This is a genomic window from Herminiimonas sp. CN (genome assembly GCF_000622895.1).
GTDB lineage: Bacteria > Pseudomonadota > Gammaproteobacteria > Burkholderiales > Burkholderiaceae_D > AVCC01.
The window spans coordinates 49,153-68,609 of sequence record NZ_AVCC01000006.1 but is presented as its reverse complement, the minus strand read 5'-3'; the positions used below and the strand labels follow the sequence as shown (position 1 = coordinate 68,609).

Sequence of the window (19,457 nt, the reverse complement as noted above, 5' to 3'; positions counted from 1 at the left end):
TCGGCGGCGTGTTTTTATGGCTCCAGCCGGCAGTGCGGTTCTGCTGCCCGAAGGCTGCGGGGCCTTATCCAGGTCGTAGAGTGCACAGTCTGAACAGCAGCGGCGCGCGGCTGTTCAGACCTGTTTCAGCAGGCGTGCGATATCGCGCGCGAAATAGGTCAGCACGCCGTCGGCGCCGGCGCGCTTGAATGCCATCATCGACTCCATCATCACCTTGTCGTGATCCAGCCAGCCGTGGTGGGAGGCTGCCTTCAGCATCGCGTATTCGCCGCTGACCTGGTAGGCGAAAGTCGGCACCTTGAACTCATCCTTGACCCGCCGCACGATGTCCAGATACGGCATGCCCGGCTTGACCATCACCATGTCGGCGCCTTCGGCCAGGTCGAGTGCGACTTCGCGCAGCGCCTCGTCGCTGTTGGCCGGGTCCATCTGGTAGGTCGCCTTGTCGCTCTTGCCCAGATTGGCCGAGGAGCCGACCGCGTCGCGGAACGGGCCGTAGAAGGCCGATGCGTACTTGGCCGAATACGCCATGATGCGGGTGTTGATGTGGCGGTAGGTTTCGAGTGCGCTGCGGATGCTGCCGATGCGGCCGTCCATCATGTCGGACGGCGCCACGATATCGACGCCGGCCTCGGCCTGGGTCAGCGCCTGCTTGGTCAGCATCGCGCAGGTTTCATCGTTCAGCACATAGCCGCTGGCACTGAGCAAGCCGTCCTGGCCGTGGCTGGTGTACGGGTCGAGCGCGACATCGGTCAGGATGCCGAGTTCCGGGAAGCGGCGTTTGAGTTCCCTGACCGCGCGCGGCACCAGCCCTTTCGGATTGACCGCTTCGCTGCCATCCGGCGTTTTCAGCGATGCTTCGATGACCGGAAACAATGCCATCACCGGGATTCCCAGCGCCACGCAATCTTCCGCCACTTCCAGCAGCAGATCGACCGAAAGCCGTTCCACGCCCGGCATCGAAGCGACCGCTTCGCGCTGTTGTTTGCCGTCCAGGACGAAGACCGGGTAAATCAGATCGGATGCGGTAATGCAATTCTCGCGCATCAGGTTGCGGGAGAATGCATCCTTGCGCATGCGGCGCATGCGGGTGGCGGGAAAGTGGGCGGGTGTAGAGAAAAGTTTCATGGCGGCATGGGCTGAAAAAAGTGGTTGAAATTGAATGAACTTTTTATATCGGAAGCTATCTTATAAACAGGCGAGTCCGCTTGCCTCCCGCTTCCCTCCCTGAGCGGGTGCCGGATCGCGACATGCGCGAAAAGGCTCTTTTCCCTGGAGATCATTCCCCTTTCTCCAGGGATTTTTTATTTCCGGCCTCCCCTTGTATCCTGCCGGCTGCGGCATTCTTCGCATCTGCAATATACTGGCATCTGTATATTTTAATCACGCGTTAAATGCGCGGGAAGTGCAGTATTTTTCATCATACTCCATTGATTTTCTTTATTCTTGCGGTAGCGCAAGTCCTGCCTCGGCGGGCACTTCGGCGTTCAGGCCGCTCAACTCCCGGATTTTCTGATCGGCTTCTTCCAGGCCAATCCGTTTCAGCGATGAAAACAATTGCGCAGTGTAAGGGAACGGCGTGCCCGTGCTGTCGACGTAGCTCTCCAGAATGGTGCGCGTAACGCGCAGCGCGTTGGTCGATTCGGTGCGATTGAGCTTGTCGGCCTTGGTCAGCAGGCAATGCACCGGTTTGCCGGTGGTGGCGAACCATTCCAGCATCTGCGTATCGAGCGCGGTAAACGGCCGGCGCGCATCCATGATCAGGATCAGCGCCGCCAGCTGCGCCCGTCGGCGCACATAATCGCCCAGCAATTCCTGCCAATGCAGCTTGGCCGAGCCGGACACTTCCGCATAGCCGTAACCGGGCAGGTCGACCATCAGCGCGCGGATCTCGTCGACCTTGGTTGCATCCTTGCGGTGCTGACCGACCTGGGCGCCGCCGATCGAAAAGTAGTTGATGTGTTGGGTGCGTCCGGGCGTTTTGGAAGCGAATGCCAGTTTCTTCTGGTTGCACAAGATATTGATGGCGGTCGACTTGCCGGCATTCGAGCGGCCGGCAAAGGCGACTTCCGGCACATGGGTATCCGGCAAATCACGGAGATGATTCACCGTGGTGAAGAAGCGGGCTTGCCAAAGTATGGACATAGGTTTAATGAATAAATGCAACTGAAATGGGCAAAAATGCCGAAAAGCTATTGTACAATAAGGAGTTACCTAGGGTTGCGCCCGCAGACAAGCGAAGCCGCTAAGCCAGATTAGCGTAACAAGATGAAGGTGGCTGCCATTAGGGCAAATTTTAATATTCAGTCTCAAGGTGCTTGAATGAATCGTGTTTTTTTGCCAATCGTAAAATCCCTGTTTGTCGCGGCCCTGGCCGTATCCACCGTTGCCAGCGCTGCGGAAGCAAAGGCACCGGCCAAAGCCGATCCAGCCAAAGGTGAAGCTCTGTACAACAATGGCGACAGCGCCCGCAACATCATTGCCTGCGTTTCCTGCCATGGCGCTGCCGGTGCTTCCAGCATTGCGCAAAATCCGAAATTGGCGGCGCAGCATGAGGCCTACCTGCACAAACAGCTGGTCGATTTCACCGGACCGACCCGTGAAAATCCTGTCATGACCGGCTTTGCCAAGGCGCTCAGCGACGAGGACATGAAAAACATCGCCGCCTATCTCGGCGCGCAAAAGCCGGTTGCCGGCGCTGCCAAAGACAAGGCCACCGTCGACATCGGCAAGAAAATTTATCGCGCCGGCATTGCCGAAAAGAATATTCCGGCCTGCGCCGGCTGCCACAGCCCGAACGGGGCCGGCATTGCGGCCCAGTTCCCGCGCATTGGCGGCCAGCATCAGGATTACACCGTTGCCCAATTGACCAATTTCCGTGCCGGCACCCGCAACAACAGCGCACAGATGACTGTTATTGCCAGCCGCATGTCCGATGTCGAAATCAAAGCTGTGGCAGACTACGTAGCCGGCCTGAAGTAACCAAGCATTCATAGTAATAATTGCAGGATGTACCGAGGGGTGGCCAAGGCTACCCCTTTTGTTTTTTAAAGACGACGATCGCATAGCATGAGCACAAGCACCAACTCCAGTACCAGCACTGCCGGATTACAGATCAAGACCAAGCGCCGCTGGCTCGACGATGCGGTGGAACTTATTTCTTCCATGCGCTTTGCGATCAGCCTGCTGACGCTGGTCGCGCTTGCTTCGGTGATCGGCACCGTGTTAAAGCAAAATGAACCGATGCCGAATTACGTCAATCAGTTCGGTCCGTTCTGGTTTGAAGTATTCGGCAAGTTCAGCCTGTACACGGTTTATTCGGCCTGGTGGTTCCTGCTGATCATGGCTTTTCTGGTGCTGTCGACCTCGCTGTGTATCCTCCGCAATGCGCCCAAGATGCTCAAGGACATGCGCAGCTGGCGCGAAAACGTGCGGGAAGAGTCGCTGCGCAACTTCCATCACAAGGCCGAGTGGGCGTCCAGCGCGTCGCGCGCCGGTCTGACGCAGCGCTTGCTGGCGCAACTGGCCGAGCGGGGCTACAAGACCAAAGTGGTCGAAAAGGAGCGGGCTACCCTGATCGCCGCCAAGCAGGGCGCAGCCAACAAGTGGGGCTACATCTTCGCCCACAGCGCGATCGTCATCATCTGCATCGGCGGTCTGCTCGATTCGGACATGCCGATCCGCTTCCAGCAATGGTTCCTGGGCAAGACGCCGTTTGCCGGCAACGGCATCATCGCCGACATCCCGCAGCAGCACCGGCTGAGCCTGGCCAATCCGACCTTCCGCGGCAACACCCTGATTCCCGAGGGGGCAACCAGCAGCACCGCCATCATCCCGCAGCAGGATGGCGTGCTGATTCAGGATTTGCCGTTTTCGATCCTGCTCAAGAAATTCACCATCGATTTCTATTCCACCGGCATGCCGAAACTGTTTGCCAGCGACGTGATCGTCACCGATCATCAGAGCGGGAAATCGTTTCCGGCCACAGTCAAGGTCAACGAGCCGCTGATTTACAAGGGTGTGGCGATCTATCAATCGAGCTTCGAGGATGGCGGCAGCAAGCTGCAGCTGACCGGTTATCCGATGGCGGGCAGCAAGGCCTATGCATTCCCGATGAGCGGCGTGGTCGGCAACACGACGGTGCTGAGCAAGGCCAACCAGCCTGGCAGTGGCGGCGAGTACACGGTGGAGTGGTCCGGCTTTCGCCCGTTCAACATCGAGAACATGGGCGAAGGACAGGATCTGCGTTCGGTCGACAAGACCTTCAACCAGAAATTATCGAGCGGATTCGACAAGCACACCGGCTCGGCGGCCAAGAACGCCAACGACAAGAACCTGAAAAACGCCGGCCCCAGCGTGCAGTACAAACTGCGCGACAAGAACGGCCAGGCGCGCGAATTCCAGAATTACATGCAGCCGGTACTGCTCGACGGCGCCTACGTGTTTCTGGCCGGCACGCGCGATACGCCGGCCGAACAATTCCGTTTTTTGCGGATTCCAGCCGATGACAATAATACCGTGCAGGAATGGATGCGCTTGCGCGCCGCGCTGCTTGACCCTGCTCTGCGCGAACAGGCCGCGCAACGCTATGCGCGGCGCGCATTGCAGGGGGTACCCGACGAGGGCGGGAAACTCGGTTCGCAGTTGCAGCAATCGGCCGGCAAGAGCCTGACGGTGTTCGCCGGCGACGGCACGGCAGCCGGTTATATCGCGGTATCGAAATTTCTGGAAAAGATCCCGCCCGCCGAGCAGGAAAAGGCCGCCGATATTTTCATGAAGATACTCAACGGCAGCATGTGGGATCTGTGGCAGGCGGCGCGCGAAAAAGACCGCTTGCCGCCGATCGAAGCCAACGACAAGCACGCGCGTTTCCTGCAATTGAGCACCAGCGCGCTGTCCGACGCATTCTTTTATAGCGCGCCGGTGTATCTGCAGTTGCAGGGTTTCGAGGAGATCAAGGCTTCGGTGTTTCAGGTCACCCGTTCGCCCGGCAAGAAGGTAGTCTATTTCGGCTGCCTGCTGCTGACGCTGGGCGTGTTTGCGATGTTTTATATCCGCGAGCGCCGCCTGTGGGTCTGGCTCAAGGATGGCGACACTGGTTCGGTGGCCCTGATGGCGATGAGTTCGCAGCGCAAAACGCTGGATTTCGAAAATGACTACCTTGCCATCAAACGGCAAATGACGCAGCCAGACCGACCCGTGCAGTGAGCGCGCGATAGGACTACACTTCGGTTCTGGTAATCGGAGTGAAATTAAGCAAAAACGAAGCAGGTTGTCCCGGCGCCGGCCTGGCAACAACGGAGAAACATCATGGAATTGACGCAACAAGCAAGTTATTCGCCGCAACCCGGTTATTTCAGGCGCCTGTCGCCGCTCGACTGGCTATATGCGGCGGCACTGGTGGCAGGTTCGCTGACCGGTTTGAACATGTACGGCCATCACATGGATCTCTACGAGAAAGCGATCCTGCTGCTGGCGGCGCCGACCTTTGCCTGGCTGGGCTGGAACTGGAAGCCGGTGCGCGGGCTGATGGCCGTGCTGGCGATCCTGAGCCTGTCCGGCATCGCGCTGTACGGCGGTTCGCTCGACATGGCGAACCAGAAATTCCTGCTCAAATACCTGCTGTCGAGCCAGTCGGCGATTCTGTGGATGGGGACCTTGTTCATACTGTCGACGGTTTTCTACTGGGGCGGCCTGATTGCCCGCTCCGATTTCGGTTCTTCGGTCGGCTCGGTCCTGTGCTGGGCTGCGGTGGTGATGGGTTTCACCGGCATGCTGGTGCGCTGGTACGAGTCGTACCTGATCGGCGCCGACATCGGCCACATACCGGTGTCGAACCTGTATGAAGTGTTCATCCTGTTTTCGATGATCACCGCGTTGTTCTACCTCTACTACGAACAGCATTATGCGACCCGCCAGCTGGGGCCGTTCGTGCTGCTGGTGATCGCCGCTGCGGTCGGCTTCCTGCTCTGGTACACGGTATCGCGCGACGCCGCCAACATCCAGCCGCTGGTGCCGGCGCTGCAAAGCTGGTGGATGAAAATCCATGTGCCGGCCAATTTCATTGGCTACGGCACCTTCGCGCTGGCTTCGATGGTCGCGGTGGCCTACCTGCTCAAATCGAAAGGCATCCTGGCCGATCGCCTGCCGGCGCTGGAAGTGCTGGATGACGTGATGTACAAGGCGATTTCAGTCGGTTTCGCTTTTTTTACCATCGCCACCATCCTCGGCGCGCTGTGGGCGGCAGAAGCCTGGGGCGGCTACTGGTCGTGGGACCCGAAAGAAACCTGGGCGCTGATCGTCTGGCTGAATTACGCGGCCTGGCTGCACATGCGCCTGATGAAGGGCTTGCGCGGACAAATGGCGGCATGGTGGGCGCTGGGCGGCCTGGTGGTGACGACCTTCGCCTTTTTGGGCGTCAACATGTTCCTGTCCGGCTTGCATTCATACGGGGAATTGTAACTAATTCGACAAATAATCCGCCTCTGTGGGAATGAAGCATAGGCTTCGGCTGTCATACAACGGTGTGCTGCGTTCGCAGCACACCCGATCAAGCACTTGACCAGTCTGAGGAGGATTATCATGAAAATCATTCGATCTGGATTTTCTGTGTTGACGGCAGCGCTGCTGGCTGGGTCTGCCTCGATGGCGGCCGCGCAAATGCCAGTCAGGGCAGCCGACGGCATGTTGACCAATGCGGCCGGCATGACTCTGTACACCTTCGACAAGGACGCCGCAAACAGCGGCAAGAGCGCCTGTAACGGCCCCTGCGCGGCCAACTGGCCACCGCTGCTGGCGCAACCGGCCGATCAGGCTAGCGGCGATTACAGCATCATCATGCGCGACGACGGCCAGCAGCAATGGGCATTCAAGGGCAAGCCGCTGCACCAGTGGAGCCGGGACCAGAAGCCCGGCGACAAGAGCGGCGATGGTTTCAACAGCGTCTGGCATATCGTCAGATAAACGGCCTGAGCGAGCCGATTTTGCCAGTGCGGCGGGTTGGCCGGCAGTTTGCTTGTGCATGACAGATTCTAGCCCGGATGCGCGGCATCGGACATGCGGGGTTGCCGATGACGACCGTAATGCGTAAGGCTGCGCCAGCGCGCCAGACCAATTGACAACACTTACCGCCAACCGCGCGAATTGGAGTCATCATGTTGATTAAACGCAGCCCGAACGGGATCGAAATTCCGTTCCCGTCTGAAATTACACCACAGCACATCTTTGAATCGCGCCGCAACTTCATCCGGCAGATTGCGCTCGGCTCCATCGCCGGCGGCGCGCTGCTGGAAATGGCCGGGCGCCAGGCGCTGGCGCAGAATTCCGGCCAGAAACTGGCCGGCAAGCCCAATCCGGCCTATGTCGTGATGGACCGGCCGAGCGCCTACAAGGATGCGACCACCTACAATAATTTCTACGAATTCGGCACCGACAAGGCGGACCCGGCCAAGTACGCCGGCAGCCTGAAGCCGCGGCCATGGAGCATCGTTATCGAAGGCGAAGTCAAGAAGCCGGTGATGCTGGACTTGGATAGCCTGATCAAGCTGGCGCCGCTGGAGGAGCGCATCTACCGCCTGCGCTGCGTCGAAGGCTGGTCGATGGTGATTCCGTGGATCGGCTATTCGCTGTCGGCGTTGATCAAAAAGGTGGAGCCGACCGGCAATGCGAAATTTATTGAATTCGTCACGCTGGCCGATCCGAAGCAGATGCCCGGCCTGCGCAGCCCGGTGCTGGACTGGCCGTATGTCGAAGGCTTGCGCATCGACGAGGCGAATCATCCGCTGGCGCTGCTGACGTTCGGCATGTACGGCGAAGTCTTGCCGCACCAGAACGGCGCGCCGGTGCGCATCGTGCTGCCGTGGAAGTACGGCTTCAAATCGGCCAAGTCGATCGTCAAGATCCGCTTCGTCCGGGAGCAGCCGAAGACCGCGTGGAGCCGCGCCGCGCCGCAGGAATACGGCTTTTATTCGAACGTCAATCCGGCGGTCGATCATCCGCGCTGGTCGCAGGCCAGCGAGCGGCGCATCGGCGAAGACGGCTTCTTCACCAGGAAGCGCAAGACATTGATGTTCAACGGCTACAACGAGGTCGCCTCGCTGTATGCGGAAATGGATCTGGGGAAATTTTTCTGAGGCGGCATTGCAATGGACGTCACCGACAAGCCCCCGTTTCACCCGACGCCGAAGCAACTGCGCGCGATCAAGGCCGGCGTTTTCCTGCTGGCGCTGCTGCCGTTTCTGCGCCTGGTTTTGTTTACGCTGACCGACCGGCTGGGTGCCAATCCGATCGAATTCATCACCCGCAACAGCGGCGACTGGACGCTGTATTTGCTCTGCATCACGCTGACGGTGACGCCGTTGCGCAAGTGGCTGCAGTGGCCGTGGCTGATCAAGCTGCGCCGCATGCTCGGCTTGTTCGCGTTCTTTTACGTCTGCCTGCACTTTACGGCTTTCGTCTGGTTCGATCATTTCTTCGATCTGGCCGAGATGGCCAGGGATGTCGTCAAGCGCCCTTTCATCACGGTCGGCTTCATCAACTTCGTGCTGCTGATTCCGCTGGCGGCCACCAGCACCAACCGCATGGTGCGCCGGCTGGGCGGCAAGCGCTGGCAATGGCTGCACCGGCTGATCTACCTGATCGCGCCGCTGGCGATCGTGCATTTCTGGTGGATGAAGGCGGGCAAGCACGATTTCGCCCAGCCTGTCCTGCTGGGCCTGATCGTCGCCGCGCTGCTGCTGGTGCGGGTGGTTGCGCGCATCAGGCAACAGCGGCCGCAAAAACGGCTCGTCAAGATTTCACCGATTTGAAGCAGGGCAAGTGCATGACAGGGCAGCGTGAATCCCGTTCGACCCTTGCATTAACGCATAAACATAGGGAGTATGCTGGAAAAACTGCAATTTCCGCATATTTTATATGCGGAGCGTGAAATTACAGGGTGCAGTAATAAACTGCGCCGAAATCGATCAGGCGATCAGGGTTTCCAGTGCAAACAGATCGGCTACCGTTTCGCGCTGGCGGATCAGGTGCACCCGGTCGCCATCGACCATCACTTCGGCCGCGCGCGGGCGGGTATTGTAGTTCGACGCCATCGTCATGCCGTAGGCGCCGGCCGACATGATCGCCAGCAGATCGCCCGGCTCCAGCGCCAGCGCGCGGCTGCGCGCCAGCCAGTCGCCCGATTCGCAGATCGGGCCGACCACGTCGTAGGTTTTTTCGGGCTGCCGGCGCGGCATCACCGGTTGCACCCGGTGCCAGGCTTCATACATGGCCGGACGCATCAAATCGTTCATGGCGGCATCGACCACCGCAAAATTCTTGCTCTCACCGTGTTTCAGGTACAGGGTTTCGGTCAGCAGCAGGCCGGCGTTGCCGACGATCGAGCGGCCCGGCTCGAACAGCACCTTGATCGGCGCGCCGCCATGCTTTGCCGCGCGCCAGCCGTCGATCCGGGCGAACAGCCGCGCCAGATAGGCGCCGACCGGGACCGGCTGCTCGTCGTCGTAGGTAATGCCGATGCCGCCGCCGATGTCGAGATGATGGATCGTGATCCCTTCTGCCGCCAGTGCATCGATCAGTTCGATCACCTTGTCGAGCGCCTCCAGCAGCGGCGCATCGTCCAGCAGCTGCGAGCCGATATGGCAGTCGATGCCGGCCACCGCCAGATGCGGCAAGGCGGCGGCAGCGCGGTAGGTGGCCAGCGCATCGTCGAAGGCGACGCCGAACTTGTTGTCTTTCAGTCCGGTCGAGATGTACGGATGGGTGTTGGCGTCGACGTTCGGGTTGACGCGCAGGCTGACCGGCGCAATCTTGCCCATGTCGCCGGCGACTTCATTCAACAGGTGCAGCTCCGGAATCGATTCGACGTTGAAGCACAGGATGCCGTGCTCAAGCGCCAGGCGCATCTCGTCGCGCGTCTTGCCGACGCCGGAGAATAGGCATTTGCCGGTGTCGCCGCCGGCGGCGATCACGCGCTGCAGTTCGCCACCGGACACCAGATCGAAACCGGCACCCTGTCTGGCTAGCAGATTCAGGATGGCGAGATTGGAATTGGCCTTCACCGCATAGCACACTAGCGCATCGCGGCCGCGGCAGGCATCGGCGTAGGCGGCGAAGTTCTGGCACAGCGCGGCTTTGGAGTAAACATAGGTCGGACTGCCGAACTGCTCGGCAATCCGGTTCAGGGGCGTGCTTTCGGCGCACAGCACGCCATCCCGGTAAGAAAAATGCGACATGGAGAGTAAGATTATTTGGTGGCAGGGAGCGGTATGCCGGCGGGTGCGCCGGTTGCAGCAGGGGTCGGGGTTGCAGCCGGATTTGCGGCAGACGCGGACGTCGGCTTGGTCTGCAGATAGAGCGGCCCTTTTTGGCCGCAAGCGGCCAGCAGGCCGATCAGGGTGGCAAAGACTGCAATGGCGGCGCAGCGCGGCAAACTGAAAAAGGAGTTCACGATTAGAATCACGGTTACATCAACGAATCGGAGTGTAGCATGACGGAATCGGAATTCTTGGCGTTGGCCGACGCAACCCTGGGTGCCATCGAAACTGCGCTGGAGCGCGCTGCCGAGTCCGGCGATCTGGATCTGGAATGCAGCCGCAGCGGCAACGTGCTGGAAATCGAATTCATCGACAACGGTTCCAAAATCATCGTCAATAGCCAGGCGCCGATGCAGGAGATGTGGGTTGCGGCGAAGTCGGGCGGATTCCATTACAAGCGCGATGGCGCGCGCTGGATCAATACCCGCGACAGCTCGGAACTGAGCGCCGCCTTGGCGCGCATGGTGGGCGAGCAGGGCGGCGTGAGTGTGGCGCTGGACGGATTCTGAATCAGGTCAGAACAGTTCGTTCTTGACTTCGTTGCCGGACTTCTCGTCGGCCGGAGTGCCGGCGCCGTCCAGCCCCAGACTCTGGACACCGGTACCGGGCGGATTTTCGGCATAGTAATAATCGCCGTTGGCGGCGATGATGCCATTCGGCACCGGGCGCTCTTCCACCGGCAAGGTATTGATGACCTTTTGCATGTAGCCGATCCAGATCGGCAGCGCCAGGCCGCCGCCGGTTTCCTTGTTGCCCAGATTCCTGGGTTTGTCAAAACCCATCCAGGCGATGCCGACCAGTTTCGGCTGGTAACCGGCGAACCAGGCATCGATCGAATCGTTGGTGGTGCCGGTCTTGCCGGCCAGATCCGGGCGCTTCAGTACCAGTGCTTTGGTGGCGGTGCCGTATCTGACCACATCCTTGAGCATGCTGTCCATCAGGAACGCATTGCGCTCGTCAATCACGCGATTGCTTTCGTTGCCGGCCTTGTCGGGTGCGACCTGCGACAAAATGTTGCCGTCGATATCAGTGATTTTCGAGATGATGTAAGGGCTGACCTTGTAGCCGCCGTTGGCAAATACCGAATAAGCGCCGGCCATCTGCAGCGGAGTGACCGCGCCGGCGCCCAGCGAAAGCGTCAGGTAAGGGGGATTCTTGTCGGCATCGAAACCGAACCGGGTCGAGTACTCCTGCCCGTACTTGGCGCCGATCTTGTTCAGGATGCGCACCGAAATCATGTTTTTTGATTTGGTCAAGCCCTTGCGCATCGTCATCGGGCCATCGTATTTGCCGTCATAGTTCTTCGGTTCCCACGCCTGCCCGCCGGTCAGGCCGCCGCCGAAAGTGATCGGCGCATCGTTGATGATGGTAGCCGGCGACATGCCCTTTTCCAGCGAGGCGGAATAAATGAAAGGCTTGAACGATGAGCCGGGCTGGCGCCAGGCTTGGGTGACATGATTGAATTTGTTGCGGTTGTAGTCGAAACCGCCGACCAGCGCGCGGATGGCGCCGTCTTCGGTGCTGGCCGAGACGAAGGCCGCCGCCACTTCCGGCATGTGCGTGATGCTCCAGCCCTTGCTGTCCTGCGTCACGCGGATCACCGCGCCGCGCTTGATGCGTTGCGCCGGCGCTGCCTTGCTGGAGAGCCAGCTATTGGCAAGACTCAGCCCGCTGCCGGTAATATTGATTTCTTCGCCGGAAGACAGCACTGCATGGATTTTTTGCGGGGAGGCGTCGAGCACGACTGCGGCCACCAAGTCGTCGCTATCGGAATAGTCGGCCAGGTTTTTTTCGATCGCATCGTCGGCTTCGGCCTTGTTCGACGGGATTTCCATGAAGCCTTCCGGGCCGCGATAGCCATGACGCTTCTCGTAATCCATCACGCCGTGGCGCAGCGACAGATAGGCCGCATCCTGATCGGCCTTGCGGATCGTGGTGTATACATTGAGGCCGCGGGTATAGGTGTCTTCCTTGTACTGCTCATAGACCAGCTGCCTGGCCATCTCGGCCACGTATTCGGCATGCATGCCGAATTCATTGCTATAGCTCTTGATATGCAGGGTTTCGTTCTTTGCCTGCTCCAGTTGCGCGTCGTTGATGTAGCCGAGCTGGTGCATCCTGGTCAGGATATATTGCTGACGGGCCTTGGCCCGTTTGGGGTTGACGACCGGATTGTTGGCCGAAGGGGCTTTCGGCAGCCCGGCCAGCATGGCAGCCTCTGCCGTGGTGACGTCCTGCAGTCTCTTGCCGAAATAAATCTGGGCCGCCGAGGCAAAGCCGTAGGCGCGCTGTCCCAGATAAATCTGGTTCATGTATACCTCGAGAATCTGGTCTTTCGACAGGTTTTGTTCGATTTTCCAGGCCAGCAGCGCTTCGTACACCTTGCGCTTGAAGGTTTGTTCGCTGGATAAGAAGAAGTTGCGCGCCACTTGTTGGGTAATGGTGGAGGCGCCCTGCCTGGCGCCGCCGCCCAGGTTGTGAACAGCGGCACGCAGGATGCCCTGGTAATCGACGCCGCCATGCTCGTAAAAGCGGTCATCCTCAATCGCCAGCACCGCTTTTTTCATCACATCCGGAATATCCCTGATGTGCACCATGCTGCGGCGCTCTTCGCCGAATTCGCCAATCAGAACATTGTCCGCAGAAAAGACGCGCAAGGGCATCTTTGGCCGGTACACTGTCAGCGCATCCAGCGCCGGCAAATTCGGGTACGCCAGTGCCAGCGCAATGCCGAGCACCAGCAGACCGACCAGCGCCAAGCCCAATGCCAGCCCCGTTGCGCCGATCATGATCCGGGCAATCAAGCCGAGCGAGCCGGAGGGTAATTTCTTTGTGGATTTTGCAGCGTCGTTGGTTGTCATGCGTGGGGTCTGGGTGGAGTCATTGTCGGCGATATTATAGCGGCAGCCGCACATCGCCTCTTCCGCGAATGCAAGGGAGCAGCCGCATAGTCTGCCGGTTCATAACCGCTGCCGGCAAAGTCGGATTTTGGCAACGGCGATTTCGTGTCCTGACGGAAAGTTCTTTACACGTTCTGGCGCTTGTTGCTAGGATTTAAAGTGATCTTGAATAAGTTTTACCCAAGCTACGGTTTTAAAAGAAAAATAAACTCGGGTTTTTTACTACTGCCCGGCAAATTGGACAGTCGATTCGGTGTTGCGTTCACACGGTGCGTCACCTTTAAGGGGGCTGTTTTTGGCTATTGCAATCAGATCGTTATTCGGTACCAGGAATCCGCCTTTGATAGGCCTGGACATCAGTACTTCAGGGGTGAAGCTGGTTGAGTTGTCGGACGGGGGCAAGAACGAATTGCGATTGGAGCGCTACGCGTTCGAAGTCTTGCCGCGCGGCGCCGTCGTGGACGGCAACATTGAAAATATCGAGCAGGTTGCCGAAGCGGTGCGCCGCATCTGGAAAAAAAGCGGCACCCGCGCAAAAAATGTTGCGCTGGGAATGCCGACGGCCTCGGTCATCACCAAGAAGATCGTCTTGCCGGCAGGAATGTCGGAACTGGAACTGGAGGTGCAGGTCGAGTCGGAAGCCAGCCAGTATATTCCGTTTGCACTGGACGAAGTCAGCCTCGATTTCGACGTGATCGGACCATCCGGCAGTTCGCCCGATGATGTCGATGTCTTGCTAGCCGCTTCGCGTAAGGATAAGGTGGAGGACCGGGTCGCGGTTGCCGAGTCGGCTGGCTTGAAACCGGTCGTCATGGACATCGAATCGTATGCGGCCCGCGCCGCGCTGGAGCGCATCAATGCTGCGCTGCCCAAGGCCGGCAAGGGGCAAATCATCGCCTTGTTCCGGATCGGGACCCAACTCACGCATATCTCGGTGATGCTGGATGGCCAGGTGATTTATGAGCGCGAGCAGCCGTTCGGCGGCAATCAGCTGACCCAGGATATCGTGCGAACCTATGGCTTGACCTTTGAAGAGGCGGAGATCAAGAAAAAGGCCGGCAATTTGCCCGACAACTATGGGGCTGAATTACTGACACCCTTTCTGGAGAGCGCTGCGCAGGAGATCACCCGGGCGATACAGTTCTTTTTCACTTCGACGCCACACGCCCGCATCGACCGGTTGTTCCTGGCCGGAGGCTGCGCGATCATCCCCGATCTGGTCGACATCGTCGCCAGCAGGACCAAAATTGCAAGCGCGGTCGTCAACCCTTTTGGCGGCATGAAACTGGGCGAGGGGGTCCGTGAAAAGCAATTGCGCATCGACGCGCCCGCCTATCTGGTCGCTTGCGGCCTGGCGCTGCGGAGGTTCGATTCATGATCAAGATCAACCTGCTGCCGCACCGTGAAGAAGAACGCAAAAAACGCCAGAGCGAATTTTACGCAATGCTGGGTTTGGCCGGCACTGTAGCGGCGCTGGTGGTGATCCTGGTGGGCTTTGGCATTGGCAATAAAATCTCCGCCCAGGAACAGCGGAATAACTTCATCAAGACCGAAAATGCCAAGCTCGATACGCAGATCAAGGAAATCTCGATGCTGAAACAGGAGATCGAGGCGTTGAAGGCGCGGCAGCAAGCAGTAGAGGACTTGCAGGGAGACCGCAACCAGCCGGTCTACCTGATGGATGAACTGGTCAGGCAAACTCCCGAAGGCGTCTATTTGCATGCGTTCAAGCAGGATGGCCAGCGTGTGGTCATGAATGGCTATGCGCAATCGAATGAGCGGGTTTCGGAATTTTTGCGCAATCTCAGCAACAACTCTTCGTGGCTCAATTTGCCCGAGTTGATTGAAATCCGCTCCACCAGCCTCGGGCAGGGCAAAGACGCCAAAAAAGTTTTTGACTTCACTGTCAACGTCGGCATCAAGCGCCCGCGCGACAAAGAGCAGGCAGCAGTTGCCAGCGTCTCACCTACCAAACCCTGACAATACAGCGAGAGGCGTGTCATGGCAGATTTGAAACGGGTGATCGATTCACTCGCCGTACAGTTCCGCGGCTTGGACGGGCGGCAGCCAGGCCAGTGGCCGCTTGCGCCGCGCCTGCTGTGCGCGTTCGGGGTCCTGTTTGCAGTACTGGTGCTGGGTTGGTATTTTTACTGGAGCGACCAGATTGCAGCGCTGGATGCCGGAGTGCAGCAGGAGCAAAAGCTCCGGGAGGAATACCGCAGCAAGATCGCGCAGGCGATGAATCTGGACGGTTTGCGCAAACAAAAAGAGCAGGTGGGCCATTATGTGGCCACTCTGGAAAAGCAATTGCCGAACAAGGCTGAGATGGATGCGCTGCTGTCCGATATCAACCAGGCCGGTATTGGGCGCGGCCTGCAATTCGAACTATTCAAGCCGGGACAGGTGGCAGTCAAGGACTACTATGCCGAACTGCCGATCAATATCAAGGTCGCCGGCAGTTATCACGCTGTCGGTGCGTTCACCAGCGACATCGCCAATTTGCCGCGCATTGTCACGCTCAACAACATGAACCTGGTTGCCGGCAAGGATGGCGCATTGAGCCTGGAAGCGATCGCCAAGACGTTTCGTTACCTGGATCCGGAAGAGGTTGCGGCCCAGCGCAAGCTGGCTGCCGACAAGAAGGGTGGCAAAAAATGATGCGTTCCCGATGGCTCAAGTGCCTGCCGCCAGCACTGCTGCTGGCCAATCTGGGCGGGTGCGGCGGCAACGATCAACAGGAAGTCGCGCAATGGATGAGCGATGTCAAGCGCGAAACTAAAATCGTCACTTTGAAAATTGACGAACCCAAGAAATTCACTCCGTTTGTCTACGGCGGCGCCGATGCGGTCGATCCTTACAATCCAATCAAGCTTTCCGTGGCGCTGGCGAAAATGCAGGCCAAATCCAGCGGCGCGCTCAAGCCGAATCTCGACCGGCGCCGGGAGGTGTTGGAAGACTACCCGCTGGATACGGTGAAAATGGTTGGAACTTTGCAAAAACCCGGCCTCAGTTATGCGCTATTGCAGGTTGATAAAGCGGTGTTCCAGATCAAGGTCGGCAATTATGTCGGGCAGAATTTCGGCGTGGTGACCAAAGTGAGCGAAACCGAAGTGGAGCTCAAGGAACTCGTACAAGATGCGTCCGGCGAGTGGACCGAGCGCCAAGCCAAGCTAGAGTTGCAAGGGAACAAATAATGAATGCGCTAAAAAAACACGATAAAAGCTTGGGCCTGACGGTACTCGCAACGGTCAAGCGGGCAGCATGGGGATCGATGGCACTCTGCCTGTCTCTGGTGGGCAGTTTCGCGCTGGCGCAGGAGCCAGCCAATAATACGATCGAGGCGATCGTAGCCAATCAGCAAGGCGCGAACGTGATCGTCAAGGTGACGCTTAAAAAACCGGTCAGCAAAGCGCCGCTCGGCTTTGCGATCACCAGTCCGGCCCGCATTGCGCTCGATTTCCCGGGTGTGAGCAATGCCACCGGCAAGTCGGCGCAGGACATCAATCTGGGCGATGTCACCAATGTCAACCTGGTGCAGGCAGCGCAGCGTTCGCGTCTGGTATTCAATCTGAAGCGGCCCTTGAATTACGCTACCGTAATCGAAGGCAATATGGTGATCGTGACGATTGACGGTTCCGGCGGTATTGCAACCCCGGTAGGCGCATCCGGCCTGCCGGTCGCGGCACCGGCGGTGGCCGGCAAGCAAGAAATCAAAGACATTGATTTTCGCCGCGGTGCAGGCGGAGAAGGGCGCATCATCGTCGATTTGCCGAACAGCCAGATTGGCGTCGATGTGCGCCAGCAGGGGCAGACGATCGTGGTCGATTTTCTGAAAGCCAGTTTGCCGGAAGTGCTGCGGCGCCGGATGGACGTAGCCGATTTCGGCTCTCCGGTGCAAACCATCACGACGCTGCCGCAGGGCAGCAATGTGCGCATGACGATCGAGCCCAAGGGGCTGTGGGAGCACAGCGCCTACCAGAGCGAATCGCAACTGGTGATCGAAGTCAGGCCGATCAAGGAAGACCCGAACAAGCTCACGCAAGGAACGCAAGGCTACCGCGGTGAAAAGCTGTCGCTTAACTTCCAGAACGTCGAGGTGCGGTCGGTGCTGCAAGTGATAGCCGACTTTACCGGCCTTAACATCATCACCAGCGACAGCGTCAACGGCAATCTCACCCTCAGGCTGAAGGATGTGCCGTGGGACCAGGCACTCGATATCGTGATGCAAGCCAAGGGCCTGGACATGCGCAAGAACGGCAGCGTGCTCTGGATCGCGCCCAAGGATGAATTGCTGACCAAGGAAAAACTGGAACTGGAGCAAAAGGCGCAAATCACCGAACTGGAACCATTGCGCTCGGAATCCTTCCAGTTGAATTACCAGAAGGCAGACGCATTCAAGCTGGTTTTCGGGCTGGATGGCGCCGCCGACAGCAAAAATCGGATTCTGTCGAAACGCGGCAGCGCCGTCATCGACCCGCGCACCAATCAATTGTTCGTCACCGATATTGCATCCAAGCTCGACGATATTCGCAAATTGATCCAGAAGATCGACATTGCAACCCGCCAAGTGCTGATTGAAGCGCGCATGGTCGAGGCCACCGACGGTTTCAGCAAGAATCTCGGCGTCAAGCTTGGTTTCGCGGATCTGCGCACGATGCGTGGCGGCGACTCCGGTTATTCGGTTGGCGGTAATAATCGCCTGGCTTTTACTGGGAATTATCTTGGAGTGGGTGAGCAGACCGGCCAAGCCAAGGTGACTGATGGTAGCTATATTCCTAATTCGCAATCCATTAATTTGCCGGCCGGTAAAATTAATGGCCTTGATCCCGGGAGCCTCGCGCTCAGCCTGTTTTCGGCTGCCGCCAACCGTTTTTTGAATCTGGAAATTTCGGCATTGGAGGCTGACGGCAAGGGCAAGATCATTTCCAGTCCGCGCGTTGTGACAGCCGATCAGCAGGCTGCGCTGATCGAGCAGGGCGAGGAAATTCCGTATCAGGAGGCGACCAGCAGCGGCGCGACCTCGGTTTCGTTTAAAAAAGCCAACCTGAAACTGGAAGTAACGCCGCAGATCACGCCGGATGGCAACATCATTCTCGATGTCGACGTCACCAAAAACAGCCGCGGCGCTCCTGTCGGCGGCAACTTCGCGATCAACACCAAGCATGTAAAAACGAATGTCCTGGTCGAAAATGGCGGCACCGTGGTGCTCGGCGGCATCTATACCCAGGAGGATCGCGACGATGTGACACAGGTGCCGCTGCTGGGCGATATTCCGATCGTCGGCAATTTGTTCAAGAACAAGAGTCGTTCCAGCGAAAAGACGGAGTTGTTGATTTTCATCACGCCGAAAATCGTGACGGATCGCCTGACAGCACGTTGATTGAAAATTTTAAAAATAGCCAGGGAATAACAATGAGATTTGGCCTGAAAGGTAATTCGGAACATGCATTCCGAAATATTGCTGCAGAATTATGTGCGGCAATCATGCTTGCTGCTTGCGGCGGTGGCGGCGGCAGCCCTGGAACGGGGCCTTTGGCACGCTACGACATCAGCCTTGCCACCAATAGTTCAACGGTTGTTTTTGGCGGCGTGAATACAAGGATGACGATCAAGTTGTCGGGTAGTTGCGGCACTGGAGGCAATGCCTGCGACAATTTGGTCGGTCGGGAAATCGCCATTTCTTCCAGTAACCCATCGGCAGTGAGCTTTACACCGTCAACCGTCATTACAAATGCTGACGGGGAAGCGCAAGTCACCGTTTCTGCCGCATCGGTCGATGTTGCCGGGGTGGTGCAGATTACTGCAACTACCAAATTGACCGGCTACGATTACAGCAGGACGATTAGCCTCGGTGTCAACAATGCAGTCGATCGCACTATTACGGCGGCGGATGACCAATTTGTTGTCGATATGGGAACGCTCAAAAGCTGCACCGATTATCAAACTTTCATTATCAACGTGAAAAATCGCAATGGGGTACTGCAGGACAATGCACAAGTTAATATTCAATCGATCACCCAAGCTGAAGGCGGAGTGAAGGATCTCGGTGTATTGCAAAGCTTGGGTCATGTGTGGTGGATACAAGCAAGGCCAGCTTTGGCGCTTTGTGATGACAAAGGTGTGACGCCGGTGGTTGGTGATGTGATGTTCAATGTATTGCCTGGAGATGGTTCAGCTCCTTACTCAATCGGATACAGGGTGCGGTACACTGCCAAGTAGCAGAAATTCTTCACAAAAACCGGGG

The 19,457-nt window shown here is 58.2% G+C and carries 18 protein-coding genes; 13 read left to right on the top strand and 5 right to left on the bottom strand.

Features of this window, described 5'->3' with window-relative positions; all coding sequences use genetic code 11:
- Positions 1-114 precede the first annotated feature (114 nt).
- Together hemB and yihA are read right to left on the bottom strand one after the other, a co-directional pair.
- The gene (gene hemB, locus HMCN_RS0102910; protein ID WP_035625521.1) at positions 115-1,128 is read right to left on the bottom strand and encodes a porphobilinogen synthase; all 1,014 of its coding nucleotides are present in this window, start codon (positions 1,126-1,128) and stop codon (positions 115-117) included.
- Between the two features lie 312 nt (positions 1,129-1,440).
- The gene (yihA, locus tag HMCN_RS0102900; RefSeq protein ID WP_025915968.1) at positions 1,441-2,145 is read right to left on the bottom strand and encodes a ribosome biogenesis GTP-binding protein YihA/YsxC; all 705 of its coding nucleotides are present in this window, start codon (positions 2,143-2,145) and stop codon (positions 1,441-1,443) included.
- A 177-nt stretch (positions 2,146-2,322) separates the two neighbouring features.
- On the opposite strand from yihA, the gene HMCN_RS0102895 reads away from it, so the two are divergent.
- The 6 genes from HMCN_RS0102895 (at position 2,323) to HMCN_RS0102870 (ending at position 8,807) form a co-directional block, all read left to right on the top strand.
- A complete protein-coding gene (locus HMCN_RS0102895) occupies positions 2,323-2,982 on the top strand; it encodes a cytochrome c (RefSeq protein ID WP_025915967.1) in 660 nt (219 codons plus the stop codon).
- Between the two features lie 87 nt (positions 2,983-3,069).
- On the top strand, positions 3,070-5,208 hold the full coding sequence (locus HMCN_RS0102890) for a cytochrome c biogenesis protein ResB (RefSeq protein ID WP_025915966.1): 2,139 nt from the start codon (positions 3,070-3,072) through the stop codon (positions 5,206-5,208).
- Positions 5,209-5,310: 102 nt separating this feature from the next.
- Positions 5,311-6,462 (top strand): c-type cytochrome biogenesis protein CcsB, encoded by a 1,152-nt coding sequence (ccsB, locus tag HMCN_RS0102885; protein ID WP_025915965.1) that lies wholly within the window; start codon positions 5,311-5,313, stop codon positions 6,460-6,462.
- Positions 6,463-6,582: 120 nt separating this feature from the next.
- The gene (locus HMCN_RS0102880; RefSeq protein ID WP_025915964.1) at positions 6,583-6,963 is read left to right on the top strand and encodes a hypothetical protein; all 381 of its coding nucleotides are present in this window, start codon (positions 6,583-6,585) and stop codon (positions 6,961-6,963) included.
- A 191-nt stretch (positions 6,964-7,154) separates the two neighbouring features.
- Positions 7,155-8,132, top strand: coding sequence for a protein-methionine-sulfoxide reductase catalytic subunit MsrP (msrP, locus tag HMCN_RS0102875; RefSeq protein ID WP_025915963.1), 978 nt, complete (start codon positions 7,155-7,157; stop codon positions 8,130-8,132).
- 12 nt (positions 8,133-8,144) lie between these two features.
- Positions 8,145-8,807, top strand: coding sequence for a sulfite oxidase heme-binding subunit YedZ (locus HMCN_RS0102870; RefSeq protein ID WP_025915962.1), 663 nt, complete (start codon positions 8,145-8,147; stop codon positions 8,805-8,807).
- Between the two features lie 156 nt (positions 8,808-8,963).
- Here the strand turns inward: HMCN_RS0102870 and lysA are convergent, their stop codons facing one another.
- Both lysA and HMCN_RS0102860 read right to left on the bottom strand, forming a co-directional pair.
- On the bottom strand, positions 8,964-10,232 hold the full coding sequence (gene lysA / locus HMCN_RS0102865; RefSeq protein WP_025915961.1) for a diaminopimelate decarboxylase: 1,269 nt from the start codon (positions 10,230-10,232) through the stop codon (positions 8,964-8,966).
- Positions 10,233-10,243: 11 nt separating this feature from the next.
- Positions 10,244-10,447, bottom strand: a complete 204-nt coding sequence (locus HMCN_RS0102860; protein WP_035625518.1) for a lipoprotein — start codon at positions 10,445-10,447, stop codon at positions 10,244-10,246.
- 39 nt (positions 10,448-10,486) lie between these two features.
- On the opposite strand from HMCN_RS0102860, the gene cyaY reads away from it, so the two are divergent.
- Complete coding sequence (gene cyaY / locus HMCN_RS0102855) at positions 10,487-10,822, top strand: iron donor protein CyaY (RefSeq protein WP_025915959.1); 336 nt, start codon at positions 10,487-10,489, stop codon at positions 10,820-10,822.
- Between the two features lie 6 nt (positions 10,823-10,828).
- On the opposite strand, the gene HMCN_RS0102850 is transcribed toward cyaY, so the two are convergent.
- Positions 10,829-13,174, bottom strand: coding sequence for a penicillin-binding protein 1A (locus HMCN_RS0102850; protein ID WP_025915958.1), 2,346 nt, complete (start codon positions 13,172-13,174; stop codon positions 10,829-10,831).
- A 334-nt stretch (positions 13,175-13,508) separates the two neighbouring features.
- On the opposite strand from HMCN_RS0102850, the gene HMCN_RS0102845 reads away from it, so the two are divergent.
- The 6 genes from HMCN_RS0102845 to HMCN_RS17185 are packed head-to-tail and all read left to right on the top strand — an operon-like array spanning position 13,509 to position 19,432.
- On the top strand, positions 13,509-14,591 hold the full coding sequence (locus tag HMCN_RS0102845; protein ID WP_025915957.1) for a pilus assembly protein PilM: 1,083 nt from the start codon (positions 13,509-13,511) through the stop codon (positions 14,589-14,591).
- A complete protein-coding gene (locus HMCN_RS0102840; RefSeq protein ID WP_025915956.1) occupies positions 14,588-15,193 on the top strand; it encodes a PilN domain-containing protein in 606 nt (201 codons plus the stop codon). Before HMCN_RS0102845 ends, HMCN_RS0102840 begins: the two co-directional genes overlap by 4 nt.
- A 21-nt stretch (positions 15,194-15,214) precedes the next feature.
- On the top strand, positions 15,215-15,871 hold the full coding sequence (locus tag HMCN_RS0102835; protein ID WP_025915955.1) for a type 4a pilus biogenesis protein PilO: 657 nt from the start codon (positions 15,215-15,217) through the stop codon (positions 15,869-15,871).
- Entirely contained in the window at positions 15,868-16,407 is a 540-nt protein-coding gene (locus HMCN_RS0102830; RefSeq protein WP_025915954.1) for a pilus assembly protein PilP, read from the top strand. The genes HMCN_RS0102835 and HMCN_RS0102830 overlap by 4 nt, the downstream gene beginning before the upstream one ends.
- Positions 16,407-18,593, top strand: coding sequence for a type IV pilus secretin PilQ (pilQ, locus tag HMCN_RS0102825; RefSeq protein ID WP_025915953.1), 2,187 nt, complete (start codon positions 16,407-16,409; stop codon positions 18,591-18,593). The genes HMCN_RS0102830 and pilQ overlap by 1 nt, the downstream gene beginning before the upstream one ends.
- A 32-nt stretch (positions 18,594-18,625) precedes the next feature.
- On the top strand, positions 18,626-19,432 hold the full coding sequence (locus HMCN_RS17185; protein WP_035625515.1) for a hypothetical protein: 807 nt from the start codon (positions 18,626-18,628) through the stop codon (positions 19,430-19,432).
- The last annotated feature ends 25 nt before the right edge of the window (positions 19,433-19,457 follow it).